This window comes from Pseudomonas putida, from assembly GCF_028682395.1.
GTDB lineage: Bacteria > Pseudomonadota > Gammaproteobacteria > Pseudomonadales > Pseudomonadaceae > Aquipseudomonas > Aquipseudomonas putida_AB.
In genome coordinates, this window is record NZ_JANHLC010000003.1 from 346,514 (window position 1) to 372,299 (window position 25,786).

Below are 25,786 nucleotides of genomic sequence, written 5' to 3' on the forward strand. Positions count from 1 at the left end.
ACGGTCTTGACAGCCACAGACTCCCCCCGGCTGCGCTCCCGATCCTGGATTTTCCGGCCATGCAAAAAGAAACCGAAATCAAACTGCGCGTCAGCCGCGAAACCCTCGCCGCGCTGCGTGAGCACCCGTTGCTGAAAAAACGCAACAAAAGTGGCTGGGAACGCCGCGAACTGACCAACCAGTACTTCGATACCCCCGAGCGGGACCTGGCCAAGGCCAAGGTCGCCCTGCGCCTGCGCCGCGACGGCGATGCCGTGATCCAGACCCTCAAGACCCGCGGCCAGAGCGTTGCCGGCCTGTCCGAGCGCAACGAGTACGACTGGCAGCTGGACAAACCCAAGCTCGACCTGAAAAAGCTCGATGGCGATTGCTGGCCCGAGGAGCTGGCCGGCCTGGACAAAAAAACCCTCAAGCCCATCTTCACCACCGATTTTGTCCGTGAACGCGCGGAAATCGCCTGGGGCCGTGGCAAGGCCAAGGTCGTGATCGAGGCAGCCCTGGATCTGGGCCAGGTAGTGGCCGGCAAGCAGAAGGAAGAAATCTGCGAGCTGGAACTGGAGCTGCGCGAAGGCGAACCAGCGGCGCTGCTGGAACTGGCTGCCGAACTGGCGGAAAAACTCGCCCTGATGCCCTGCGATATCAGCAAGGCCGAGCGCGGCTATCGCCTGTTCGATGCCAACAGCTACTCACTCAGCCTGCCCCAACCGGCGCTGACCGCCGAAACCCCACTGGACGATGCCTTCGCCGCCCTGGCCTGGCACCTGCTGGGCAGCAGCCAGCGCCTGGCCGAGCAGTATCGCTTCAATGGCCACTGGCGCCTGCTGCAGGACTGGGTCCAGCAAATGATCGAGTTGCGTGCCCTGGCCGGCAGCATGGGCCAGGCGGCGCCTCGCCAGTCGACCCACGACCTGCGCCTGGCCCTCGACGCGCTGCTGGAAGACTGGCGCCCGCTGGTCCAGGCCGGTATCGACGACGAAGACGTACGCAAGGCCGCGCCAGAGCAGTTCCTTGAAGAACTCGAAGACCCGCGCTGGGGCCTATTCTCGCTGAACACCTCGCGCTGGCTGCTGGCCCGTAGCTGGACCGCCGAGCGCAACACCCGCGGCAACCGCCAGGGCGCCGCGCAACTGGGCAACTGGCTGCCACGCCTGCTGGCCGACGAAGCCGTCGCTCTGCAACTGGGACGCTACCAGCAGCAACCCGAGGACCTGGCCGAGCAACTGCCGCGGATCGAGCGCATCCAGGCCTGGCTGCACCTGGCCCGTGGCGTGCTCGACCTGCCGGAACTCGACCGCCTGTTCGGCGAGCTGAACAAACTGACCCAACTGGCCGAACTGCCGATCAGCGATGAAGTGCTCGACGCCCGCGTCCAGCAGGCCCTGACCGTATTCCAGAGCCGCGCCTGGAAAACCCTGCTGCGTCTGTAACCCGCACCTTCACGGCAAGGGCCCCAGGGCCCTTGCCTAGCGCAGCACCGGCAAGCTGGTGGTCGACTTGATTTCCGACAAGGCGACGATCGAATTGACCTCCTGGATCCCCGGCACCATCGACAGTTTCTCGAAGAAAAAGCGCTCATACGCTTCGATATCCGCCGTGACGATGCGCAGCAGAAAATCCACCGCCCCCATCAGCACATAACACTCCAGCACTTCGGGAAAACCACGAATCGCGTCGGTGAACTCAGTGAAGTTGGAACGGCCGTGGGCGTTGAGTTTGACCTCGGCAAATATCTGCGTATTGAGGCCAATTTTCTTGCGGTCGAGCAACGTCACCTGCCCGCGGATCACCCCTTCCTCCTTCAGGCGCTGGATACGCCGCCAGCACGGCGATTGGGACAAGCCCACCTGCTCGGCGATCAGGGCACTGGACAGCGAGGCGTCCTCCTGCAACAAGGCCAGAATCCGGCGATCATAGCTATCCAGCTCACCGTGCATAAAAATCCCCCAAATCAATAAAAAATCAAATTGAACAAGTTGAAATAAAGCGAATTCATCGAATCATAGATAAGAAATACCGCCAGGCCCATGCAAGAATTTCCGCCATAGAAACCGGAGTTCCCCATGCCCTCTCTCGATGCCGCCCTTTCCCGCCGAACCGATGCCTGGGCTGCCCATGCCGCTCCCTGCCAGGTCCACTACCGGATCGTCGCCGAAGTCGAGCCGGACATGCTCTGCCGCGCACTCAACCTTTTCGCCCTGCAATGGCTGACCCCGAGGCAAGTCTCGGCCGTCCAGGAAGAGGATTTGATGCTGATCGACATTGCCCTTGAAGGCCTGAGCTGGCATCGCGCCCAGGTCATTGGTGAAAAATTGCGCAATTTGATCAGCGTCTGCTCGGTGCAGGTACAACCCGGCGAAGCCTTTCAGCACGTGGTATTAGCCACGGGCTAGGCGTCGACGTTGAAGATTCGCACGGCAAATGTCAGATATCGCACCTTACGAGCCCCGCGCCCGCGACTACGCTTGCTCCATCACCCAGAACAGGGAAACGGTTCCGGGTGATGGTTCGTCAGTCCCGCACAAGGAGCGCGCATGTCTCTCGCCCACGCAACCGAGGATCGCTGGCTGGATCTCAATGACCTGCTGCGCGAGCTGATCAGCCAGGGCTTCCTCAACCAAGAAGCCGCCGAGCGCGCCCTCAATACCCGGCGCAACACTGCCAACAGCCTGCTGCACCCGCTGGAGTTCCTCGCCAGCCAGCACCTGGAAGACCTCAGCCGCCCAGGGCGCAAACTGGACCTCGAACATCTGACCCTCTGGCTCGCCCACCACGCCGGCCAGCCCTACCTACGCATCGACCCACTGAAGATCGATGTCGCCGAAACCACCCGGCTGATGTCCTATGCCTTTGCCCAGCGCCATCGGATTCTCGCCGTGGCGGTGGACCGCGACGCGGTGACCATCGCCAGCGCCCAGCCCTTCGTCACCGCCTGGGAGGCCGACCTGTCCCATGCGCTCAAGCTGCCGATCAAGCGCGTTGTTGCCAACCCGCTGGATATCCAACGCTACGCCGTGGAGTTCTTTCGCCTGGCCAAATCGGTCAGCGGTGCCAACAGCGGTGAGCAGAAGGCCAGCCAACTGGGCAACTTCGAACAATTGCTCAAGCTGGGCGCCAGCGATCAGGAACCGGACGCCAACGACGCCCATATCGTCAATATCGTCGACTGGCTGTTCCAGTACGCCTTCCAGCAACGCGCCAGCGATATCCATATCGAGCCACGGCGCGAACAGGGCACGGTGCGCTTTCGCATCGACGGCGTGCTGCACGGCGTCTACCAGTTCCCGCCCCATGTCACCATGGCGATCGTCAGCCGGCTCAAAAGCCTGGGGCGGATGAACGTCGCGGAAAAACGCAAACCCCAGGACGGCCGGGTCAAGACCAAGACCCCGGAGGGCGGCGAAGTGGAATTGCGCCTCTCGACGCTGCCAACGGCCTTTGGCGAAAAGTTGGTGATGCGGATTTTCGACCCCGATGTACTGCTCAAGAACTTCGACCAGTTGGGCTTTGGCGCCGATGACCTGCGGCGCTGGCAGGATATGACCAGCCAGGCCAACGGCATCATCCTGGTGACCGGGCCGACCGGCTCGGGCAAGACCACCACCCTGTACACCACCCTGAAGAAACTCGCGACGCCCCAGGTCAACCTCTGCACCATCGAGGACCCGATCGAGATGGTCGAGCCGGCGTTCAACCAGATGCAGGTCCAGCACAATATCGACCTGAGTTTTGCTGCCGGCGTGCGCGCGCTGATGCGCCAGGACCCGGACATCATCATGATCGGCGAGATCCGCGACCTGGAAACCGCCGAAATGGCGATCCAGGCTGCACTGACCGGCCATCTGGTGCTTTCCACCTTGCACACCAACGACGCCCCCAGTGCCATCAGCCGCCTGCTGGAACTGGGCGTGCCGCACTACCTGATCAAGGCCACGCTACTGGGCGTCATGGCCCAGCGCCTGGTGCGCACCCTCTGCCCGCATTGCAAGGCCCCACTGGTGCTCGCTGAAGATGACTGGCAGAGCCTGACCCGCCCCTGGCAGGCACCGCTGCCCAGCACCGCCCAACGGGCCGTGGGCTGCCTGGAATGTCGTGATACCGGCTACCGCGGACGCGCCGGGGTGTATGAAATCCTGCAGCTCTCGGACAGCCTCAAGGCCCTGATCCAGGCTGATACCGACCTGCTCGCCATCCGTCGCCAGGCCTTCAAGGAAGGGATGCGCAGCCTGCGCCTCTCCGGCGCACAGAAGGTTGCGGCCGGGCTGACCACGGTGGAAGAGGTCCTGCGGGTCACGCCCCAGAGCGAGCAGGCTTAGGCCAACGGCATTATTGAGTGCTTATCGCCTGCTGGTACCGCACAATCAGGCCCTGATCATTATCGCCAGTCACCTACAGGGAATTTTTATGGAGATCGCACTGCTGTTCTTTATCGTTCTACCGATCGTCGTGGTCTTTATGGGCGTCAAGGTCGTCCCGCAGGGCTATCAATGGACAGTGGAGCGCTTCGGACGCTACACCACCACCCTGACCCCGGGCCTGAACCTGATCGTTCCGCTGATGGACCGTATCGGCCGCAAGATCAACGTGATGGAGAGCGTGCTGGATATCCCGCCACAGGAAGTCATCACCGCCGACAATGCCACGGTGCAGATCGATGCCGTGTGCTTCTTCCAGGTGGTCAACACCGCCCAGGCCGCCTACGAGGTGAACAACCTCGAACACGCCGTGCGCAACCTGCTGCAAACCAATATCCGTACCGTCCTGGGCTCCATGGAGCTGGATGCGATGCTGAGCCAGCGCGACAACATCAACGAGCGCCTGCTGCGCACCGTCGACGAAGCGACTGCACCGTGGGGCATCAAGATCACCCGTATCGAAATCAAGGACATCAGCCCACCTGCCGACCTGATGGCCGCCATGTCCGGCCAGATGAAAGCCGAACGGATCAAGCGCGCCCAGATCCTCGAGGCTGAAGGCCTGCGCGCCTCGGCGATCCTTACCGCCGAAGGCAAGAAGCAGGCACAGATCCTCGAAGCCGAGGGTGGCCGGCAGTCCGCCTTCCTCGAGTCCGAGGCGCGCGAGCGTCAGGCCGAAGCAGAAGCCCGGGCGACCCAAGTGGTGTCCGAGGCCATCGCCAACGGTAACGTCCAGGCGGTGAACTACTTCGTCGCGCAGAAGTACATCGACGCCCTGGGCAAGCTGGCCTCGGCCAACAACAGCAAGGTGATCCTGATGCCGCTGGAAGCCAGCCAGGTAATCGGCGCGGTGGGCGGTATTGGCGAAATCGTCAAGGCTACTTTCGACAGCAAGAAAGGCTGAGGCACGCGCCATGGGCTCTCTCGTGCATAACCTGCCCTACTACTGGCTAGCCCTGGGCGCCCTGCTGCTGACCCTGGAGATGTTCGGCACGGGTTTCTACCTGCTCTGGATCGGGATCGCAGCGCTGGTCGTCGGCGTCCTGGGCTTTATCGCGCCCTGGCTGCCGTGGCCGCTGCAATGCCTGCTGTTTGCCGGCCTGTCGCTGGTGACCACGGTGCTCTGGTGGAAACGCCAGCGCCGGGTGAACAAGACCAGCGCCCAGCCAGCCCTAAACATGCGCGGCCAGGAGTTGGTCGGACGGGTCTTCCTGGTCAACCAGGCAATCGTCAACGGCAGTGGCAAGATCAAGGCCGGCGACACCGTCTGGATGGTCACCGGACCCGATACCGATATCGGTGCCCAGGTCCGGGTAGTCGGTCAGAATGGGACCATTCTCAAGGTCGAAAGCGTCGATTGACGGCAGAAGGAACTCCCGCCGGGTATCTATAATCAAACGTGTCAGATACCCAGCCGGAGTTACCCTCATGCGTCTCAAATTAGCTGTCGCCGCCGTTGCCCTGCTTGCCCTTCCCGTTGGTTCAGCCATGGCCGACGGATTCTGGCGCAATGTCATTTCGTCCGGTGCGACCACCGGTTCGACCTACCTGACCTTCAAGGACCACAAGCTGATAGTCGCCGCTCAGGACGATGCTGGCAGCTATGTTGCCAGTGACGGCGCAATCCGCGGGCCGTACCTGGAAGCCGCGATGCAGAAGGTCCGGGCTGAAAACCCGGGGCTGCAGGCCAGTGACATGGACCTGGCCAACGCGATCCTGGCCAAGAATGCGGTGGCCGACCAATAGCCTTGCACCGACAAGGGAACGCAGGCAGATAGGGATATCCAGGCAAAAAAATGCCGCTCATCAAGAGCGGCATTTTTTATGCGACGAATTTACTCGCCGATAGCGTTTTTATAACCCGCAGCGTCCAGCAGCTTCTCCAGCTCGGCCGGGTTGCTTGGCTTGAGCTTGAAGATCCAGCTGGCGTAAGGCGCACTATTGAGCAGCTCAGGCGTGCTCGACAGCTCGTCGTTGACGGCAATCACTTCACCGGACACCGGCGAGTAGATGTCCGAGGCAGCCTTGACCGATTCCACCACGCCAGCAGCCTGGCCGGCGCTGAACTGGGCGCCAACTTCGGCCAGCTCGACGAACACCACATCGCCCAAGGCTTCCTGGGCGTGATCGCTGATCCCCACGGTGATGCTGCCATCCGCTTCAAGACGGGCCCATTCGTGACTTTCAGCGAAACGCAGATCGGCAGGGATATCGCTCATATTCAGTGTCCTCGGGAATAAATGTCAGCGGTTCGGCCCGCCGCAAAAAATTAGATCAGGGCTTTGCCATGACGAACGAAGGTAGGTTTTACCACGCGAACCGGATACCACTTGCCGCGAATTTCCACTTCCGCACGATCAGCAGTGGCCATCGGTACGCGCGCCAGCGCAATCGATTTGCTTAGCGTAGGAGAGAAACTACCACTGGTGATCTCTCCTTCGCCAACTTCAGCGATGCGAACCACTTGATGAGCGCGCAGAACACCCCGCTCCTCGAGCACCAGACCGACCAGTTTCTGTCCTACGCCAGCGGCCAACTCGGCCTCCAATGCCTGGCGTCCGATAAAGTCGCGCGACACCGGCTCCCAGGCAATACTCCAGGCCATATTGGCCACCAGCGGCGTTACGGCCTGGTGAATGTCCTGCCCATAGAGGTTCATACCGGCTTCAAGGCGCAAGGTATCGCGTGCGCCCAGGCCGATAGGCGAAATGCCGGCGCCGACCAGGTCATTGAAAAACGCCGGCGCCTGGTTGGCCGGGAGCAGAATTTCCAGGCCGTCTTCACCGGTATAGCCGGTGCGGGCAATAAACCAGTCGCCATCACTGGCGCCTTCGAAGGGTTTGAGCTGCTGGATCAGTTGGCTGCGCGACTGGCTCACCAACTCAGCCACCTTGTGCCGTGCATGCGGCCCCTGAATCGCCAGCATCGCCAACTCGGGGCGCTCGCACAGGGCAACGTCATAGCCCTCTAACTGCGCCTGCATCCACTGCAGGTCCTGCTCACGGGTCGCCGCGTTGACCACCAGGCGATAACCGGCACCCTGGCGATAGACGATCATGTCGTCGACCACCCCGCCACGCTCGTTGAGCATGGCGCTATACAGAGCCCGACCGGTGCTTTCCAGGCGCTCCACATCATTGGCCAGCAGACGCTGGAGCCAGGCCTTGGCCTGGGTGCCATCGATGTCGATAACGGTCATATGGGAGACATCGAAAACCCCGCAATCGCGACGGACCTGATGATGTTCCTCGACTTGCGAACCGTAATGCAGGGGCATGTCCCAACCGCCAAAATCGACCATTTTCGCGCCTAGGGCGAGGTGCAGGTCATACAGAGGCGTACGCTGTCCCATGGGTTTCTCCTTCCGGGCTTGGCGAGGATGCGGACGGGTCCCGGGGAGTGTCACCGCCAACCGGCAGCGAACAACGCGCGACGACCCGGTCTGTCAGACGGACCGCACCGAATGCCGCGCATTGTAGCCGCAAGGGGCAGGGCTGGCACCTAAGCGATTTGCCGCGCCGAACGGCGGATCAGGCCAATCACAGGCAATAGCCCGACCAGCACCAGCGTCAGGGCCGGCAACGCGGCTCGCGACCACTCGCCTTCACTGGTCATTTCAAAGATCCGGACCGCCAGCGTGTCCCAGCCAAACGGGCGCATCAGCAGGGTGGCAGGCATTTCCTTGAGCACATCGACAAAGACCAGCAGCGCCGCACTCAAAGTGCCCGGTAGCAAGAGAGGCAGATACACTTTGAAAAACAGTGATGGCCCACTGACACCCAAACTCCGCGCGGCTTCTGGCAACGAGGGGCGAATTCTCGCCAGGCTGCTTTCCAATGGCCCATAGGCCACCGCGATAAACCGCACCAGATACGCCAATAGCAGGGCCGACAGACTGCCCAATAGCAGCGGCTTGCCCGCGCCGCCTAACCAGCTCGAGAGCGGGATCACCAGTTCGCGGTCCAGAAAGCTGAACGCCAGCATGATCGACACGGCCAGCACCGAACCGGGTAATGCATAGCCCAGGTTGGCCAGACTGACACCGGTCCGAATACCCCGGGTCGGCGCCAGGCGCCGGGCGAAGGCGAGCAAGAGCGCGACACTGACCGTAATCAGCGCCGCCATCCCTCCCAGATAGAGCGTGTGCAGGATCAGCCCAGCGTAACGCTCATCGAGGTCAAAACGCCCGCGCTGCCAGAACCACACGATCAATTGCAGCATCGGAATGACAAAGGCGCAGGCAAACACCAGCAGGCACCAACCGCTGGCCATCCAGGCCTTGAGGCCATGCAGCTGGTACAGGGCCTTGCCGCGCGGGCGTTCATTGCCCGAGCGGGTAGCGCCCCGTGCCCGGCGCTCGCCATAGAGCACCAGCATGACCACCAGCAACAACAGGCTGGCCAGTTGCGCGGCGCTGGAGAGGCTGAAAAAGCCGTACCAGGTCTTGTAGATGGCGGTGGTGAAGGTGTCGAAATTGAAGACCGCCACCGCACCGAAGTCCGCCAGGGTTTCCATCAGCGCCAGCGCCACCCCGGCTCCGATCGCCGGCCGTGCCATGGGCAGTGCCACCCGCCAGAACGCCTGCCAGGGCGATTGCCCCAGGACCCGCGCCGCCTCCATCAAGCCCTTGCCCTGGGCCAGGAAGGCCGTACGCGCCAGGAGATAGACATAGGGATAGAACACCAGCACCAGCACGATGATCACCCCGCCGGTGGAGCGCACGCGGGGCAGGCGCAGTCCTGTGCCAAACCATTCGCGCAACAGGGTTTGCAGCGGCCCGGCAAAGTCCAGCAGGCCGACAAAGACAAAGGCCAGGACATAGGCCGGGATCGCAAAGGGCAGCATCAGCGCCCAATCCAGCCAGCGTCGACCGGGGAACTCGCAGAGGCTGGTCAGCCAGGCCAGGCTGACACCGAGCAGGGTCACCCCGATGCCCACGCCCACCACCAGCGTCAGGGTGTTGCCCAGCAGGCGCGGCATCTGGGTTTCCCATAAATGGCTCCAGATCTGCTGGTCGATGGTCTGCCAGGACAACAGCAACACACTCAAGGGCAACAGGATCAGGGCAGCGACGGCGAAAACCAGCGGGTACCAGCGGCGTTGAGCGGGATGGGCCACGAACACTCTCGAACGGTAAAAAGGAGTGGAACAGTCAATAGCAAACAGGCGCGGGCCCGAGTGGGGCGCCGCGCCTGCTGGCGATAGCGGACTTTACAGCCTGGGGCTTAGTTCCAGCCAGCCCGATCCATCAAGCGGATCGCTTCGGCCTGGCGTTTGCCCGCCACTTCAACCGGCAGGGTGTCGGGGACAAAGCTGCCCCAGCCGGCCACCTCGGCAGAAGGCTTGACGCTCGGGTTGGCCGGGAACTCCTGGTTCACGTCCGCGAAGATCGTCTGCGCTTCAGGGGTGGTCATCCACTCCACCAATGCCTTGGCGGCGTCCGGGTGCGGTGCGTACTTGGTCAGGCCGATGCCCGAGAGGTTGACATGCACACCACGGTCGGCCTGGTTTGGCCAGAACAGTTTGACCGCCAGATCCGGCTTCTGCTTGTGCAGGCGGCCGTAGTAGTAAGTGTTGACGATACCCACGTCGCACTGCCCGGCATTGATCGCCTCCAGCACCGCCACGTCGTCGGAGAACACATCGGTGGACAGGTTGTTGACCCAGCCTTTGAGAATCTCTTCGGTCTTCTCGGCGCCGTGGGTTTCGATCAGGGTCGCGGTCAGGGACTGGTTGTAGACCTTCTTCGCCGTGCGCAGGCACAGGCGGCCTTCCCACTCCTTGCCCGCCAGGGCTTCGTAGGTGCTCAGTTCGGCCGGTTTAACCCGGTCGGTGGAATAGGCAATAGTCCGGGCGCGCAGGCTCAGGCCGGTCCAGGCATGGGTCGAGGAGCGGTACTGCGCGGGGATATTGGCGTCGATCACCTTGGAGGTGAACGGCTGCAGAATGCCCATCTGCTCGGCCTGCCAGAGGTTGCCGGCATCGACAGTCAGCAGCAGGTCGGCAGTGGCGTTCTCGCCCTCGGCCTTGATCCGCTGCATCAGCGGTGCTTCCTTGTCGGTGATGAATTTCACCTTCACACCCGTCTTCTGGGTGTAGGCATCGAACACCGGCTTGATCAGTTCGTCGATACGCGAGGAATAGACCACCACTTCGTCGGCCGCCTGGGCGGCGGTGCCGATCAGGGTAAGGGCCAGGGCTGTCAGTAGGCGCTTGGGTGCCAACATGGGAGCGGTCTCTCAAAGTCGAAAATGAGGCGAAATGATAGTGACTCACATTTTCCTTCTCAATCGAGCCGACCAGCAAGACGTTACCAAATATTACAGTCGCCCACGAAAATGCCTGCGACCAGGCCCATGACGAGCCTGGCCGCAGGCGTCACACCTAGTTGCTGATCGCCAGGATACTGGCCTGGTATGCCCCGACAAAGACATCGAAGTCACCCACTTCGGTACGCTCGAGCTCAACCTGCTGGGCCAGCGAGTTGCGCGCACGCGCCTCGAAACCAGCCTGCTCGGCGGTGCTCAGCGGTTCGCTGCGAAAGAATTCGGCATGGGCCTGGCTCTGGCGCAGGGCAAAGCCGGCAAAGCTTTCCTTGTGCTGGGTCATGCTCGCGAGCACTTGCGCCGACGGCGTCAGCGACACATCACGAACTTTCGCCGCCTGATCGGCAAGGGCCTTGGCGTGGGCATCGCCGCCGTGGCACTGATCAAGCAGCGCGGCCAGAGGCGCGATCTTCTCCAGCAATTCGTCGGCCCAGACCTTCAGCTCCACCGCTTGCCCCTGACGCTGCAATTGCAGGCCCGGGCGCCGGCCTTCCTTGACCACACTGAGGAAGTTCGACGTGCAATTGCCGCATTCGAGGCTTTCCAGTTGCGGGCTCTCGTTCAGCGCGCAATACAACAGGAAGGCGTCGAGAAAGCGCGCCTGAGGCAGGTCGATACCGGTCGGCATAAACGGGTTGATATCCAACAACCGTACTTCAACGTATTGCACGCCACGGGCCATCAGCGCCTGGATCGGCCGCTCGCCGGTGTAGGTCACTCGCTTGGGGCGAATATTGGAGTAGTACTCGTTTTCGATCTGCAGGATGTTGGTATTGAGTTGAACCCACTCGCCATCCTTGTGGGTGCCGATCTCCACATAAGGCGCGTAAGGCGTGGCCACCGCCTTGCGCAGGCTGTCGGTATAGCTGCTCAGGTCGTTGTAGCAGGGCGTCAGGCCCGCCTGGGCGTTGCTCTGGTAACCCAGGTCGCTCATGCGCAAGCTGGTGGCATAAGGCAGATACAGGGTGTCGGCATCCAGTTGTTCGAGCTGGTGCGCACGCCCCCGCAGGAAGCCCGCGTCCAGCGCCGGCGAAGCACCGAACAGGTACATCAGCAGCCAGCTGTAACGGCGGAAGTTGCGGATCAGGGCGATATAGGCCGCGGACTGGTAGTCGCGGTCGGAACCGACAAAACCCTCGGCCTGCTTGAGCAGCGGCCAGAGCTTTTCCGGCAGGGAAAAATTGTAGTGGATCCCGGCAATGCACTGCATAGTCTTGCCGTAGCGCAGGGCCAGGCCCTTGCGATACACGTACTTGAGCTGGCCGATATTGGACGTGCCGTAGTAGGCAATCGGGATATCTTCCTCGGCCGGCAATGGGCACGGCATCGAGGGACTCCACAGGTACTCGTCGCCAAGCTTGCTGTAGGCAAAGCGGTGGATGCTGTCGAGGCTGCTCAGGGTGTCGGCCGGATTGGCCAGCGCCGGGGTGATGAACTCCAGCAGCGACTCGGAATAGTCGGTGGTGATTTGCTCATTGGTCAGCGCCGAACCGAGAGCTTCCGGGTGCGGGGTCTGCGCCAGGCGCCCCTCAGCCGTGACGCGCAGGCATTCGCGCTCAATGCCGTGCAGGCAATCTTCGAGCAGGGAGAGGTTGGCACGCTCGCCGAGCAAGGCCAGGCGGCGGTTGAGAAGTTCGCTCAAGTTGGATTCCTTCACGCGTCAGTCGCCCCAATATGGGGGTGGTCAGGACGGTCTACAAGGGTGAAGTTAAAACTGGCGTTGTCGCCTAGCTTGTAAGAAAAGTCGATCTACCTGCCCATGAAACCGGCAGAAGTGTCGCCAAAGGTTTCCGGCGCCACGTTCGTGGTGCCGAAATTACCTCAAATCCAGGGCAAACAGCTAAACAACCGCGAACGTGCCTTGTGCTTTTGCGACCAATTTGTCCCCTTGCATCACATCGGCCTCGACCACCAGGGTGCGCCGGCCAGCGTGGATCACCTTGGCGATACACAGCACTTCGCCATCGGCGACCGCGCGCAGGTAGTTGATCTTGCACTCGACGGTCACGCTCTGCTGATCGAAACCATGGGCACTGGAACAGGCCAGCCCCATGGCGATATCGACCAGGCTGAAAATCACCCCGCCATGCAGCTTGCCGCCGCGGTTGCGCAGCTGGGGCTGCAACGCCAGGGCGACTTCGGCAACGCCCTCGTCCAGGCGCTGCAAGCGGCAGCCAATCAACTCGCTGAAGGCGCTATGGGTCAACCCCTCAGGCAGCTCCATCAACGCTTCTTCAAGGTCTTGGCATTGGCAAACAACGAGGCCATGGCATTGTTGGCCGGGGCTGCCGGCGTGCTGTCCTTGCGCGGTGCCGACTGCTGCGACTGGCGCGGCGCGGAACCTGGACGGGCGCCACGGGCACCGTCGATCTTCTCGCCCGGGGTGTCGCCCATGCGCATCGACAGGCCCACGCGTTTGCGCGGGATATCGACTTCCATGACTTTGACCTTGACCACGTCACCGGCTTTCACCGCTTCACGGGGATCCTTGATGAACTTCTCCGACAATGCGGAGATATGCACCAAACCGTCCTGGTGTACGCCAATGTCGACGAAGGCACCGAAGTTGGTCACGTTGGTCACCACGCCTTCGAGGATCATCCCCAGTTCGAGGTCCTTGAGGTCTTCGACACCGTCCTGGAACTCGGCGGTCTTGAACCCGGGGCGCGGGTCACGGCCAGGCTTCTCCAGCTCCTGCAGAATGTCGGTGACGGTCGGCAGGCCGAAGGTCTCGTCGGTGAATCTCTTCGGATCCAGGCGTTTGAGAAAGCCCGCATCACCGATCAGCGAACGGATATCGCGATCGGTCTCGGCGGCAATGCGCTGTACCAGTGGATAGGCTTCCGGGTGGACCGCCGAGGCGTCCAGCGGGTTGTCACCATTCATCACGCGCAGGAAACCGGCGGACTGCTCGAAGGTTTTCTCGCCCAGGCGCGCGACTTTCTTCAGCGCTGCACGGGTCTTGAACGCACCGAACTCATCCCGGTGGCTGACGATATTCTGGGCCAGGGTTGCATTGAGCCCGGAGATACGCGCCAACAGCGCCACCGACGCCGTGTTCACATCGACGCCCACGGCGTTCACGCAGTCCTCGACCACCGCATCCAGGCCGCGCGCCAGCTTGAGTTGGGACACATCGTGCTGGTACTGGCCGACACCAATGGACTTCGGATCGATCTTGACCAGCTCGGCCAGCGGATCCTGCAGACGGCGCGCAATGGACACCGCGCCACGGATCGAAACGTCCAGATCCGGAAACTCCTTGGACGCCAGCTCCGAAGCCGAGTACACCGAAGCACCCGCTTCCGAGACCATGACCTTGGTCATTTTCATGCCTGGGTATTTTTTGATCAGCTCGGCGGCCAGCTTGTCGGTTTCACGGCTGGCGGTGCCGTTGCCGATGGCGATCAGGTCCACCGAGTGCTTGGCGCAGAGCGCGGCCAGCACGGCAATGGTCTGGTCCCACTGGTTTTTCGGCACGTGGGGGTAGACCGTCGCGTGGTCTAGCAATTTGCCAGTGGCATCGACCACCGCCACCTTACACCCGGTACGCAACCCGGGATCCAGCCCGAGAGTGGCCCGCGGCCCAGCGGGCGCAGCCAGCAGCAGGTCATGCAGGTTGTGAGCAAACACATTGATCGCCTCGGTTTCCGCACCATCGCGCAGCTCGCCGAGCAGATCCGTCTCCAGATGGGTATAAAGCTTGACCTTCCAGGTCCAGCGCACCACTTCGCCCAGCCACTTGTCGGCCGGGCGGCCCTGGTTCTGGATACCGAAGCGCTCGCCAATCATCAGCTCACACGGGTGCAGGGTGCCTGGCAGCTCTTCACCGACTTTCAACGCTGAGCTGAGAATGCCTTCGTTACGGCCACGGAAAATCGCCAAGGCACGGTGCGACGGCATGCTCTTGAGCGGCTCATCGTGTTCAAAGTAGTCGCGGAACTTGGCGCCCTCTTCTTCCTTGCCGGCAATCAGACGGGCACTGAGGGTGGCTTCCTGCTTAAGGAAGCTGCGCAGCTTGTCCAGCAGGCTGGCGTCCTCGGCAAAGCGCTCCATCAGGATGTACTTGGCGCCTTCCAGCGCCGCCTTGACGTCGGCCACGCCCTTTTCGGCGTCGACAAAGCGGGCCGCTTCGCCTTCCGGGTTCAGCGACGGGTCGTTGAACAAGCCGTCGGCCAGCTCGCCAAGGCCGGCTTCCAAGGCAATCTGGCCCTTGGTGCGACGCTTTTGCTTGTACGGGAGATAGAGGTCTTCGAGGCGAGTCTTGGTGTCGGCGAGCTTGATTTCGCGGGCCAGTTCCGGGGTCAGCTTGCCCTGCTCCTCGATGCTGGCCAGGATGCTCTGGCGCCGGTCGTCCAGCTCGCGCAGGTAGCGCAGACGCTCTTCAAGGTGACGCAGCTGGATATCATCGAGACTACCGGTAACTTCCTTACGGTAACGAGCGATGAACGGCACGGTGGAGCCCTCATCCAGTAGCGCGACGGCCGCTTCGACCTGTTGTGGGCGTACGCCGAGCTCTTCGGCGATGCGGCTGTTGATGCTGTCCATATAACCACCTGGCAAATTGTGAAAGCAGGTCCGCGCGCCTTTCTATTAAGCCGCGACAAGCCTGGTTGGGAATCAAAAGGTAGCCCTGTTGACCCGTGAAATCGGCAAATTGCTGACTGCGGCGGCGAAAAACCGCCGGCTCGCCCCAGAGGCGGCGCATTATAACCAGCGTTCTCGCATTCTGGGGATTGCCCAACGTAGAGGCCCTGCTGCCACTAAATAGCAAGCGTTGTAAAATCTGCTAACAATGCTCCAGACACAATTTAAGATGTGTCTGAGCCATAATGCGCGCCGTGATAAAAGGAGCAACACAATGAGCAGCACAGCACAAACCGCGGAAGGCGAGAAAATCCTCATCGTGGATGACGACCCAGGGCTCAGCAGCCTTCTGGAACGTTTTTTCACCAGCAAGGGTTACCGTGCGCGCGCCGTGCCCAACACCGAACAGATGGACCGCTTGCTGGCACGCGAAGTGTTCCACTTGGTCGTGCTCGACTTGATGCTTCCCGGCGAAGATGGCCTGACCGCTTGCCGCCGCCTGCGTGCGGCGAACAACCAGGTGCCGATCATCATGCTCACCGCCAAGGGCGACGAACTGAGCCGGATCAAGGGCCTGGAACTGGGCGCCGATGACTACCTGGCCAAACCGTTCAACCCCGATGAGCTGATGGCACGCGTCAAAGCGGTACTGCGCCGCCAGTCCGCACCAGTCCCGGGGGCTCCGGGCAGCGAGGACGAAAGCGTGACCTTCGGCGACTACGAGCTGTCGCTGGCCACCCGCGAACTCAAGCGCGGCGACGAAGTGCATATGCTGACCACCGGCGAATTCGCCGTGCTCAAGGCGCTCGTCATGCATGCCCGCGAACCGCTGACCCGCGACAAGCTGATGAACCTGGCGCGCGGTCGCGAATGGGATGCACTGGAACGCTCGATCGACGTACAGATTTCGCGTCTGCGTCGGATGATCGAACCGGATCCGTCCAAACCGCGCTACATCCAGACAGTCTGGGGTGTTGGCTACGTGTTCGTGCCGGATGGCGCGGCCACCAAGTAACGATTTCTTTGTAGGAACACACTCATCGGGGCCTGGCGAATCAACGCACAGGCCCCGAATGGTTTGAGGCCCACCCTTATGCGAGCACGCCTCGCTCCTGCAAATTGCGTGAACACTGCCTATGAAAACCCCACTCTGGTTTCCCCAAAGTTTCTTCTCCCGCACCCTGTGGCTGGTGCTGATCGTGGTGTTGTTTTCCAAGGCACTCACCCTGGTTTATCTGCTGATGAACGAGGACGTGCTGGTCGATCGTCAATACAGCCACGGCGTTGCTCTGACGCTGCGCGCCTACTGGGCAGCCAACGAAGATGATCGCCAGAACATCGCCGAAGCGGCCGGTTTGATCCGGGTGGTCGGTGCAGGTGTGCCGGAAGGCGAGCAGCACTGGCCCTACAGCGAAATCTACCAGCGCCAGATGCAGGCCGAACTGGGTGCCGACACCGAAGTGCGCCTGCGTGTCCATGCACCGCCCGCCCTGTGGGTCCGAGCGCCGAGCCTGGGCGACGGCTGGCTGAAGGTGCCGCTTTACCCCCACCCGTTGCGCGGCCAGAAGATCTGGAGCGTGCTCGGCTGGTTCCTCGCCATCGGCCTGCTCTCGACCGCCTCGGCCTGGATCTTCGTGCGCCAGCTCAACCAGCCCCTCAAGCGCCTGGTGTATGCCGCCCGGCAACTTGGCCAGGGCCGCAGCGTGCGCCTGCCCGTCAGCGACACGCCTAGTGAGATGACCGAGGTCTACCGCGCCTTCAACCAGATGGCCGAGGATGTCGAACAGGCCGGGCGCGAGCGCGAGCTGATGCTGGCCGGGGTGTCCCACGACCTGCGCACGCCTCTGACCCGGCTGCGTCTGTCCCTCGAGTTGATGGGCGACCACACGGACCTGACCGATGATATGGTGCGCGATATCGAGGATATGGACGCCATCCTCGATCAGTTCCTGGCGTTTATTCGCGATGGCCGCGACGAGAAGGTGGAAGAGGTCGACCTGTGCGAACTGATCCGCGAAGTCGTCGCCCCCTATAACCAGACAGCCCGGCGCATCAGTCTGCACCTGGAGCCGATCCAGCCGTTTGCGTTGCGCCGGGTCTCGATGAAGCGCCTGCTAAACAACCTGATCGGCAACGCCCTACACCATGCCGGCGGCGATGTCGAAGTGGCGGCCCATGTGTCCGGTGACCCTAGTGCGCCCTATGTCGTACTCAGCGTACTGGACCGTGGCGTGGGGATTCCCAATGCGGAACTGGAAGGGATCTTCGACCCGTTTATCCGGGGTGACCGCGCCCGTGGCGGCAAAGGCACCGGGCTGGGTCTGGCAATCGTCAAGCGCATCGCCTCGATGCATGGCGGCAACGTCGAGTTGCGCAATCGCGCTGGCGGCGGCCTCGAAGCACGAGTACGCCTGCCACTGGGCCTGATGCTGCCACGAGGCGCCGACTGACCCAGCGTCACGACGCCCCTGCAAGCAGGGGCGCAGGCGGCTCAGCCCTTGCCTTTGGTCCGGGTCAGGTTCGGGCCGCTGTTTTTCTCCAGGTGCTGGATAATCATCCCGGCCACATCCTTGCTGGTAGTGACCTCGATGCCTTCTAGCCCCGGTGAAGAGTTCACCTCCAGCACCAGCGGGCCATGGTTGGAGCGCAGGATATCCACCCCGGCGACACTCAGCCCCATGACCTTGGCCGCACGAATTGCGGTCATGCGCTCTTCCGGCGTGATCTTGATCAGGCTGGCACTGCCACCCCGATGCAGGTTGGAGCGGAATTCGCCGGGCTTGGCCTGGCGCTTCATCGCGGCGATCACCTTGTCGCCGACCACGAAGCAGCGAATATCCGCCCCGCCGGCCTCCTTGATGTATTCCTGCACCATGATGTTCTGCTTGAGGCCCATAAAAGCCTCGATCACCGACTCAGCCGCCGTCGCCGTTTCACACAACACCACGCCAATACCCTGGGTACCTTCAAGCACCTTGATCACCAGGGGGGCACCGTTGACCATCTCGATCAGGTCGGGAATATCGTCCGGCGAGTGGGCAAAACCGGTCACGGGCAACCCAAGACCGCGGCGCGACAACAGTTGCAACGAGCGCAACTTGTCCCGCGAACGGGCAATGGCCACCGACTCATTGAGCGGATAGACCCCCATCATTTCAAACTGGCGCAACACCGCGCAGCCATAAAAAGTGACCGAGGCACCGATACGCGGGATCACCGCATCGAAACCCTCCAGCGGCTTGCCGCGGTAGTGGATCTGCGGTTTGTGGCTGGCGATGTTCATATAGGCCCGCAACGTGTCGATCACCACCATCTCATGGCCCCGCTGGGTGCCAGCTTCGACCAGACGACGAGTGGAATACAGACGCGGATTACGCGACAGCACAGCGATCTTCATGCAACACCTGTGGCAGAGGTAGTAGTGACCGGGAACACCGGCTTGTCTTGAATGTATTTAAGCCCTGGGTTGACCACCAACTGGCCGTCAACCAGAGCCTTGGAACCGAGCAACAGGCGATAGCGCATGGACTTGCGACAGGCCAGGGTGAACTCCACCGGCCAGATCTTATCGCCCAGCGCCAGGGTGGTACGAATCACATAGCGCTTTTGCGCCTGGCCATTGGAACTCTTGATGGTTTTCATGGTGACCAGCGGTGCTTCGCAACGACGGTGACGCAGTTGCACCACCGTGCCCAGATGGGCGGTAAAACGGACCCACGCCACACCATCGCGCTCGAAAAGCTCGATGTCGGTGGCGTGCAGGCTTGAGGTACTGGCACCGGTATCGATCTTCGCACGCAGGCCCGCCACTCCCAGATCGGGAAGGGCTACCCACTCACGCAGACCGATCACGGTCAAATGGTCAAATGTCTTCAAATGGATCTACCGCTCAATCAACTTGCACAGGCCCTTGCCAGGCCGGATTCGCGGTATTCACGCAGAATATCCGGCAAATGGCGACAGATATATTCCGGGCGTTCTGCTAGTGGGTTCGGCGCCTCCGGCAAACAGCCGTCAGTCCAGTAAAAATGCCTCTCTATGGGGGCAAACTTGCTCGCGCTAAACTGCGCCTAGCAAGTTTGGCCTGGAAAGAAGCGACGCTCCTGCCCCCGTCGCGAGCGCACTCGCGCCTAACGTCAAGCATCAGGCCCAGACCCCTTGCCTGCATTGCTAGGAACGGTAGTACAGTTCACGCATATTTCAGAATGAGGTGAGCCCATGGCACAAAAATCGGAAGAGGATGACGACAAGGTTCGCCTAGACAAGTGGCTATGGGCCGCGCGCTTCTACAAGACCCGCGCCCTGGCCAAGGCCGCTATCGAAAGCGGTAAGGTTCACTGTCGCGGCGAGCGCTGCAAACCGAGCAAAGAGCCACGACTGGGCGACGAACTGCAGATCCGCGCCGGCTTCGATGAGCGCACGGTGGTCGTCAAGGCCCTATCCGTCGTCCGCCGCGGCGCACCCGAGGCCCAGGCGCTGTATGCCGAAACCGAACAAAGTATCGCCAAACGCGAAGCAGCAGCCGCCCAGCGCAAGGCCGGCGCATTGGGTATCACCACCGAAGGCAAGCCGACCAAGAAGCAGCGGCGGCAACTGTTCCAGTTCCAGGGCAGCAGCGCCGACTAACCCGGACCGTCACCTCGTGAGCTCGCGGGTACTGCGCAGCGAGCTTGCTCGCGAGCCCCAGCCCTGCAAAGTCGCACCACGCCATAAGGCGTAAACTGCCCCGCGCCGGCGGCCAAAACCCGAGCCTGCTTGGAACAACGGCGAATTGTTCCTAAAATACCGGTCAAATCACCGGGTTCGACGCGCCATCCAGGAGCGGAAAGCGCGCTTTAACCAGCCCTTGCCCAATTACTGACATCACTTCAGAACCCAGACCTATGCACGATTTACCGGACACCGACTACACCCAGCGCTTCATCTTCGATGACAGCGACACCCGTGGCGAACTGGTCGCGCTGGAGCGTAGCTACGCCGAAGTGCTGGCCAAGCACCCCTACCCGCAACCCGTCGCACAGCTGCTTGGCGAACTGATGGCCGCCGCCGCGTTGCTGGTCGGCACATTGAAGTTCGACGGCCTGCTGATTCTCCAGGCCCGTTCCGAAGGCGCCGTCCCCCTGCTGATGGTCGAGTGCTCCAGCGAGCGTGAAATCCGCGGCCTGGCACGCTATCACGCCGAGCAGATCGGCCCCGACGCGACCCTAGCCGAGCTGATGCCCGAGGGCGTCCTCGCCATCACCGTCGATCCGACCGAAGGCCAGCGTTACCAAGGCCTGGTGGATCTGGACGGGGCCAACCTGTCGGAATGCTTCACCAACTACTTCGTCATGTCGCAGCAGATCGGCACGCGCTTCTGGCTCTATGCCGACGGCACTCACAGCCGCGGCCTGTTGCTGCAGCAGTTGCCTGCCGACCGGATCAAGGACGAAGAGGAGCGCGCCGCCAACTGGCAGCACCTCACCGCCCTGGCCAGCACCCTGACCGCCGAAGAGCTGTTGGGCCTGGACAATGAGACCGTGCTGCATCGCCTCTACCACGAAGAAGCCGTACGCATGTTCGACCGCGCGCCCCTGCGCTTCCATTGCAGCTGCTCGCGCGAGCGCTCCGGCAATGCCTTGATCAGCGTGGGCCTGGAAGACGCCAAGCAACTGGTGATCGAGCACGGCGGCAAGATCGAGATCGACTGCCAGTTCTGCAACCAGCGTTATCTGTTCGACGCGGCGGATATCGATCAATTGTTCGCCGGTGGCGGGGTTGAGTCGCCGTCAGATACTCGTCACTAAAACGCTTCAGCACAGGTAAATCTCCTGTCAAACGCCGGGATTACGCCGTACTGACGGGAGGACCCTACTCTTTTTGGGCTTTTCTGGCATAATCCGGCCCACTTTTTTCGCGGTAGTAGTGCAGGTCTTTCTACTACAAAACGTTTGGAGCACTCGGCCAATGGCCGACGGGGAATCTCATGACGCAAGCAAATAACGCCGTGTACACCGATCTGAGCATCGACGATCTGGTCAAAGAAGCCCTGGCTCGCGGTGAAGGCGAGCTTGCCGATACCGGCGCTCTGGTTGTACGTACCGGTCACCGCACCGGCCGCTCGCCAGTGGATCGTTTTATCGTTGAAGAGCCAAGCACCCAGGACGCTATCGCCTGGGGCCCGATCAACCGCAAGTTCCCGGCCGACAAGTTCGACGCCCTGTGGGACCGTGTTGCTGCCTATCTGGGCGAGCGCGAGCGGTTTGTTTCCCACGTTCACGTCGGCTCCGATCCTGCGCACTACCTGCCCGTCAAGATGACCACCGAAACCGCGTGGCACAATCTGTTCGGCCGCTGCCTGTTCATCAACCCGGAACAGTACAACGCTGGCGGCAAGCAAGAGTGGCAGATCCTCAACGCCCCGAACTTCGTATGCGAGCCTGAGCGCGACGGCACCAATTCCGACGGCACCGTGATCATCAACTTCGCAGCCAAGAAAGTGCTGATCGCTGGCATGCGCTACGCCGGCGAAATGAAGAAAGCCCTGTTCTCCGTGCAGAACTTCCTGCTGCCAGCGGTCGACGTACTGCCGATGCATTGCGCCGCCAACATGGGCGAAGACGGCGACGTCACCCTGTTCTTCGGCCTGTCGGGCACCGGCAAGACCACCCTGTCGGCCGACGAAAGCCGTTACCTGATCGGTGACGACGAACACGGCTGGGGCGTGGGCGTGGTGTTCAACATCGAAGGCGGCTGCTATGCCAAGTGCATCGACCTGTCCGAGAAAAACGAGCCGGTCATCTGGAAAGCCATCCAGCACGGCGCCGTACTGGAGAACGTGGTCCTGGACCCGGTCACCAAAAAAGCCGACTACGCCGATGACAGCCTGACCCAGAACAGCCGCGCCGCCTACCCGCGCGAACTGATCGAAAAACGCGCACCGAAAAACCTCGGTGGCGAGCCAAATGCGGTGATCTTCCTGACCTGCGACCTGACCGGCGTACTGCCGCCCGTGTCGATCCTCAGCGAAGAACAAGCGGCTTACCACTTCCTGTCCGGCTACACCGCCCTGGTCGGTTCGACCGAGATGGGTTCGGGCAGCGGCATCAAATCGACCTTCTCCACCTGCTTCGGCGCGCCCTTCTTCCCGCGTCCAGCAGGCGAGTACGCCGAATTGCTGATCAAGCGTATCCGTGGTTTCAACTCCAAGGTGTACCTGGTCAACACCGGCTGGACTGGCGGCGGCTACGGCGTGGGCAAGCGCTTCAACATCCCGACCACCCGTGCGGTGATCGCAGCGATCCAGAGCGGCGCGCTGATCGGTGCCGAGACCGAGCACCTGGATATCATCAACCTGGACGTGCCACTGGCCGTACCTGGCGTTGATACCCAACTGCTGAACCCACGCAATACCTGGGCCGATCCAGCAGCCTACGATGAAGCGGCCAAGGCCCTGGCCGGCCTGTTCACCGAGAACTTCAAGAAGTTCGACGTGAGCGACGCTATCAAGGCAGCGGGCCCAAAAGCCTGATTGACCTGAGCGTCATCTGAAAAGCCGCCCTTCGGGGCGGCTTTTTCGTTTTGGCGGATCGACATCCGACTGAGGAGATGTAGGGGCGGCGCGAACTGGCTCGCGCCTGCCGGGAAATGCGCCCGCGCCAAACATCAGTGCATGGGGCTGAAGCTTTCGGCCGCGCTGCAAAAGCGCTCACGCATGGCCTGCACGGGCTCACTGCGCTGATGGTTCCAGCGCTGAGTCCACGCAGTGCATTGCTCCTTGAAATACACCTTGGCGCCCTTGCGGCATTCGCGGCGCTCGATCGAACCCTGGCGATAGTTGGCGCAGACACTGCCACTGTCGATTCGATTGCTTCGGTACAGCCATTGGGCGATGTACGAGCCCTGGCCATCCCACTGGCGAACCTGCGCCCGATCCCGCCCCTCAGGCTCATTGGTCCGGGCCAGGCGCTGCTCGGGAGCGGATGCAACCGAACGCTGGCTAGCGCTGGTAAACAGCTTCCCACCCGAGTTGACGTCACGCCCACCGGGCGGGTTGCCATAGCGGCAGGCGAGTACCGTTTCATCGATCAGATTGCCAGCCTTGATGCACTCGGCCAGCGGCCGGGGCTTTTGCTGCTCCGTCAGCCGTGCGGGAGGACTGGCCGCCGTCGCAAGCGCGGGGCCGGACGCCGCCGGCGCTGACAACGGTGCCTGAGCAGGAGCCGACAAGCCGGGCTGCCCGGAAGGCAGCTCAGGCTCCAACCAGAACGCCAGGCCAAATAGCGTGATGGCAACCAGCCCCAGCAGGATCAGTGCCTTGCGATAAACCGGCGGGGCCTTCGCAGGCGGCTTGCGCCGGGGTCGGGACGCGATGCTATCGGCGTCAGCATGCAATGGCTCGTATTGATTACGAGAGCGAGATCGGTAATGGCTCATTGTGCTACCGGTCCTTGGTCAAAGTGGAACGGATCGATCTCCTGATCGTCAGAGCGGCACGGGGCGTGAAGTAGCCGCCGGAAGAGGGTAAACCGCCTAGATATTATTTTGCCAGTACCTTGCAGGAAGCGGAGCCCAAGCTGCTGCCAGACGTGTGCTCTTGTGATGCATATCAAGATTTTTTACCTTATTTGGTAAGGCATATCCGAGAGAATCGCTGACGTTTGCCATCCCTTCCCAGCTACCTTGCACTGCTCTGCCCTCCCACAATAGGCTTCGTCCGTCGCCGGCCAACAGCAGCCGGGCGTGAGAGCCCGAGCAAGTGCATAGATGCGTAATGCTGCTTTTCATTGCGGGCTCGGTTGTACCCGCGCCCTGGTTATGGCAGCGGTGTGCGGGCAGCTTTCAACCTGGCCGGGCTCCTAGGCCTCGGTTCTCACCCCGCGTACAGCTGTCACCCCATCCCGTGAGAAGGACGGTGGGAACTCCGTTTTGCACAGGAGGCTTACCTATGAAAAAGCACGCCCCGGCTCCTCCATCTCCCTTAGCCCCTCTCAAGCACACCGCCAGCCACGCCTTTGGCGAGCACGGCGCCGAACAGCAACCGCTCTTTGCCGTACGGGAAGGCGTGAGCGCCGAGCCCGCCTTGATCCAGGTCTCCCTGATGCTGCAGGGCGCCATTGCCGTGGCGGATGAGATTGAGAATATCGAGGGCCCTGACCGACGCCTCTTGCTGACCATGACCCATATGGTCGAGGCGTCCTTGGGTGTGGTCGAAGCCCTGCTCAAGGGCATACCCATAGAAAAACCCTGAGCCGGCGTTAACGACGCCCCACCCGTAAGCCCAACGCCATGGCCGATTCAAACAGCTTAAACGGCCATTTCAGCCCCTCGATAGCCTCCAGCTGTTCGCGCTTGGCCGCTGGCAAGCCCAGGTAGCGCGCCTCGTAGCGCAGCATGGTGTACTGGCCGATCACCAGGGCTCGAGCGTTGAGGTTCTCTGGGTCAAAGCTGGCCGAGAACTCTTCCAGGCCGGCCTCGCGGCCCAGCTGGATAGCCGACAGCAGTGCCAGCGTCGCGTCCTTCTGGCACTCCCAGGCCGCCCGTGCACTGAAGTACATCAGCGCGGTCTTCTTTTCTTCGTTGCTGAGGGCGATATGGGCCAGCAGATTGGCCGGCAGGACTTCCTGGGTATCCCGACAAGCGCGTTCGCGCGATTCAAGGACCTCGGTAGCGGTGACGAATTCATCGATCACCAGCGCATCGATGCGCTGGCGCAGGTTCGACGGCAGCTCGGCCTGGGCCATGGCCTGCCACGACAGCCCAAACACCCAAAGCAGCCAGACCCTCCCCGGCAGGGCACTGTCGCGATACATACAGGGAATTGTGCTCACGGTTCAAAACCTCGGAAAACGACGAGATCGCCGTTATACAAGGTTGCTCCGCCGGCGAGTCAGGGGCGACAGTCTTTAAAGACTAGCGACCCCGGACTCACAGAAAAACCTGACAGTTGCACACCCTGGCGTTTACACCGGGGTGGCTCGACTTATTGAACGATCAGGTTATTGAACAACAAGTCCTCGACCACCGGCTTGCCTGTCTCGTCGCTCAGCACTTGCTGGGTCTGCTTGAGCGCTTCCTGACGCAGCTTTTCCTTCGCCTCGACGTTATTCATGGTCTCGGTCGTCTGCTGCGCGAACAACGCCACCAGTTGGTTGCGAATCAGCGGTTCATTGACCTTGACCAGCTTGGCAGCTTCATCGCCGGTGACCCGCAGAGCCACATCGGCCTTGTAGACCTTCAGCTTCGGCCCGCCATCCAGGCCATAGTTGCCAACCAACGGCGGACTCAGGCTGATGTAACTGACTTTCGGGGCCGCGCCTTCCTTGGCCTCTTCCGCCAAGGCCGCCATGGGCAGTGCCAGGGCCAACATCCACACGATCAACGCTTTCACAGTTCGCTCCTTATTCGGTTTGGCGCCTAGCATAGCCACACGGCAGGCGATGCCCAAGCACAAGCTTATGGTCGGCTATCAGGGCCAGGCAT

The 25,786-nt window shown here is 61.8% G+C and carries 25 protein-coding genes; 12 read left to right on the forward strand and 13 right to left on the reverse strand.

Going from position 1 to position 25,786, the window contains the following annotated elements; translation table 11 throughout:
* The first annotated feature begins 59 nt into the window (after nucleotides 1-59).
* On the forward strand, nucleotides 60-1,427 hold the full coding sequence (locus tag NPS46_RS09865; RefSeq protein ID WP_274106617.1) for an inorganic triphosphatase: 1,368 nt from the start codon (nucleotides 60-62) through the stop codon (nucleotides 1,425-1,427).
* A gap of 36 nt (nucleotides 1,428-1,463) precedes the next feature.
* On the opposite strand, the gene NPS46_RS09870 is transcribed toward NPS46_RS09865, so the two are convergent.
* A complete protein-coding gene (locus tag NPS46_RS09870; protein ID WP_274106619.1) occupies nucleotides 1,464-1,934 on the reverse strand; it encodes an Lrp/AsnC family transcriptional regulator in 471 nt (156 codons plus the stop codon).
* Between the two features lie 126 nt (nucleotides 1,935-2,060).
* Here NPS46_RS09870 and NPS46_RS09875 point away from each other — a divergent pair, with 126 nt between their 5' ends.
* From NPS46_RS09875 to NPS46_RS09895, 5 genes are all read left to right on the forward strand, one after another.
* Nucleotides 2,061-2,390, forward strand: coding sequence for a hypothetical protein (locus NPS46_RS09875; protein ID WP_274106621.1), 330 nt, complete (start codon nucleotides 2,061-2,063; stop codon nucleotides 2,388-2,390).
* A gap of 141 nt (nucleotides 2,391-2,531) precedes the next feature.
* Nucleotides 2,532-4,313 carry a GspE/PulE family protein gene (locus NPS46_RS09880; RefSeq protein WP_274106623.1) on the forward strand — a complete coding sequence of 594 codons (1,782 nt, stop codon included), beginning with the start codon at nucleotides 2,532-2,534 and terminating at the stop codon, nucleotides 4,311-4,313.
* 88 nt (nucleotides 4,314-4,401) lie between these two features.
* Nucleotides 4,402-5,316, forward strand: a complete 915-nt coding sequence (locus tag NPS46_RS09885) for an SPFH domain-containing protein (RefSeq protein WP_274106625.1) — start codon at nucleotides 4,402-4,404, stop codon at nucleotides 5,314-5,316.
* Nucleotides 5,317-5,326: 10 nt separating this feature from the next.
* Complete coding sequence (locus NPS46_RS09890; RefSeq protein WP_274106627.1) at nucleotides 5,327-5,773, forward strand: NfeD family protein; 447 nt, start codon at nucleotides 5,327-5,329, stop codon at nucleotides 5,771-5,773.
* Between the two features lie 67 nt (nucleotides 5,774-5,840).
* Nucleotides 5,841-6,158: a DUF2388 domain-containing protein gene (locus tag NPS46_RS09895; protein WP_274106629.1), complete on the forward strand. Its 318-nt coding sequence runs from the start codon at nucleotides 5,841-5,843 to the stop codon at nucleotides 6,156-6,158.
* 89 nt (nucleotides 6,159-6,247) lie between these two features.
* On the opposite strand, the gene gcvH is transcribed toward NPS46_RS09895, so the two are convergent.
* From gcvH to NPS46_RS09930, 7 genes are all read right to left on the reverse strand, one after another.
* Nucleotides 6,248-6,631, reverse strand: coding sequence for a glycine cleavage system protein GcvH (gene gcvH / locus NPS46_RS09900; RefSeq protein ID WP_274106631.1), 384 nt, complete (start codon nucleotides 6,629-6,631; stop codon nucleotides 6,248-6,250).
* Nucleotides 6,632-6,681: 50 nt separating this feature from the next.
* Nucleotides 6,682-7,764, reverse strand: coding sequence for a glycine cleavage system aminomethyltransferase GcvT (gene gcvT, locus NPS46_RS09905; RefSeq protein WP_274106633.1), 1,083 nt, complete (start codon nucleotides 7,762-7,764; stop codon nucleotides 6,682-6,684).
* A 149-nt stretch (nucleotides 7,765-7,913) separates the two neighbouring features.
* Nucleotides 7,914-9,530 carry an ABC transporter permease gene (locus NPS46_RS09910; protein WP_274106635.1) on the reverse strand — a complete coding sequence of 539 codons (1,617 nt, stop codon included), beginning with the start codon at nucleotides 9,528-9,530 and terminating at the stop codon, nucleotides 7,914-7,916.
* A gap of 107 nt (nucleotides 9,531-9,637) precedes the next feature.
* On the reverse strand, nucleotides 9,638-10,639 hold the full coding sequence (locus tag NPS46_RS09915; protein ID WP_274106636.1) for an extracellular solute-binding protein: 1,002 nt from the start codon (nucleotides 10,637-10,639) through the stop codon (nucleotides 9,638-9,640).
* A 157-nt stretch (nucleotides 10,640-10,796) separates the two neighbouring features.
* Nucleotides 10,797-12,380, reverse strand: coding sequence for a glutamate--cysteine ligase (gene gshA, locus NPS46_RS09920; RefSeq protein WP_274106639.1), 1,584 nt, complete (start codon nucleotides 12,378-12,380; stop codon nucleotides 10,797-10,799).
* A 198-nt stretch (nucleotides 12,381-12,578) separates the two neighbouring features.
* Nucleotides 12,579-12,962 (reverse strand): PaaI family thioesterase, encoded by a 384-nt coding sequence (locus NPS46_RS09925; protein ID WP_274106641.1) that lies wholly within the window; start codon nucleotides 12,960-12,962, stop codon nucleotides 12,579-12,581.
* Complete coding sequence (locus NPS46_RS09930) at nucleotides 12,962-15,286, reverse strand: Tex family protein (RefSeq protein ID WP_274106643.1); 2,325 nt, start codon at nucleotides 15,284-15,286, stop codon at nucleotides 12,962-12,964. The genes NPS46_RS09925 and NPS46_RS09930 overlap by 1 nt, the downstream gene beginning before the upstream one ends.
* A 313-nt stretch (nucleotides 15,287-15,599) precedes the next feature.
* Here NPS46_RS09930 and ompR point away from each other — a divergent pair, with 313 nt between their 5' ends.
* Together ompR and NPS46_RS09940 are read left to right on the forward strand one after the other, a co-directional pair.
* Nucleotides 15,600-16,340 (forward strand): two-component system response regulator OmpR, encoded by a 741-nt coding sequence (gene ompR / locus NPS46_RS09935; RefSeq protein ID WP_274106645.1) that lies wholly within the window; start codon nucleotides 15,600-15,602, stop codon nucleotides 16,338-16,340.
* 121 nt (nucleotides 16,341-16,461) lie between these two features.
* Nucleotides 16,462-17,775: an ATP-binding protein gene (locus NPS46_RS09940; protein ID WP_274106648.1), complete on the forward strand. Its 1,314-nt coding sequence runs from the start codon at nucleotides 16,462-16,464 to the stop codon at nucleotides 17,773-17,775.
* 41 nt (nucleotides 17,776-17,816) lie between these two features.
* Here NPS46_RS09940 and rimK read toward each other — a convergent pair whose 3' ends face one another.
* On the reverse strand, nucleotides 17,817-18,722 hold the full coding sequence (rimK, locus tag NPS46_RS09945; protein WP_274106650.1) for a 30S ribosomal protein S6--L-glutamate ligase: 906 nt from the start codon (nucleotides 18,720-18,722) through the stop codon (nucleotides 17,817-17,819).
* A complete protein-coding gene (locus tag NPS46_RS09950; RefSeq protein WP_274107114.1) occupies nucleotides 18,719-19,168 on the reverse strand; it encodes an ATP-dependent zinc protease family protein in 450 nt (149 codons plus the stop codon). The genes rimK and NPS46_RS09950 overlap by 4 nt, the downstream gene beginning before the upstream one ends.
* A gap of 375 nt (nucleotides 19,169-19,543) precedes the next feature.
* Between NPS46_RS09950 and NPS46_RS09955 the strand changes: the two genes are divergently transcribed.
* From NPS46_RS09955 to NPS46_RS09965, 3 genes are all read left to right on the forward strand, one after another.
* Entirely contained in the window at nucleotides 19,544-19,951 is a 408-nt protein-coding gene (locus NPS46_RS09955) for an RNA-binding S4 domain-containing protein (protein WP_274106652.1), read from the forward strand.
* Between the two features lie 257 nt (nucleotides 19,952-20,208).
* The gene (gene hslO / locus NPS46_RS09960) at nucleotides 20,209-21,111 is read left to right on the forward strand and encodes an Hsp33 family molecular chaperone HslO (protein WP_274106654.1); all 903 of its coding nucleotides are present in this window, start codon (nucleotides 20,209-20,211) and stop codon (nucleotides 21,109-21,111) included.
* 179 nt (nucleotides 21,112-21,290) lie between these two features.
* The gene (locus NPS46_RS09965) at nucleotides 21,291-22,835 is read left to right on the forward strand and encodes a phosphoenolpyruvate carboxykinase (RefSeq protein WP_274106656.1); all 1,545 of its coding nucleotides are present in this window, start codon (nucleotides 21,291-21,293) and stop codon (nucleotides 22,833-22,835) included.
* Nucleotides 22,836-22,969: 134 nt separating this feature from the next.
* On the opposite strand, the gene NPS46_RS09970 is transcribed toward NPS46_RS09965, so the two are convergent.
* Nucleotides 22,970-23,740 carry a hypothetical protein gene (locus NPS46_RS09970; protein ID WP_274106658.1) on the reverse strand — a complete coding sequence of 257 codons (771 nt, stop codon included), beginning with the start codon at nucleotides 23,738-23,740 and terminating at the stop codon, nucleotides 22,970-22,972.
* Between the two features lie 511 nt (nucleotides 23,741-24,251).
* Between NPS46_RS09970 and NPS46_RS09975 the strand changes: the two genes are divergently transcribed.
* Entirely contained in the window at nucleotides 24,252-24,554 is a 303-nt protein-coding gene (locus NPS46_RS09975; protein ID WP_274106660.1) for a hypothetical protein, read from the forward strand.
* A 7-nt stretch (nucleotides 24,555-24,561) separates the two neighbouring features.
* On the opposite strand, the gene NPS46_RS09980 is transcribed toward NPS46_RS09975, so the two are convergent.
* Nucleotides 24,562-25,134 carry a hypothetical protein gene (locus tag NPS46_RS09980; protein ID WP_274106662.1) on the reverse strand — a complete coding sequence of 191 codons (573 nt, stop codon included), beginning with the start codon at nucleotides 25,132-25,134 and terminating at the stop codon, nucleotides 24,562-24,564.
* Nucleotides 25,135-25,286: 152 nt separating this feature from the next.
* A complete protein-coding gene (locus NPS46_RS09985; protein ID WP_274106664.1) occupies nucleotides 25,287-25,694 on the reverse strand; it encodes a flagellar basal body-associated protein FliL in 408 nt (135 codons plus the stop codon).
* Nucleotides 25,695-25,786 lie beyond the last annotated feature (92 nt).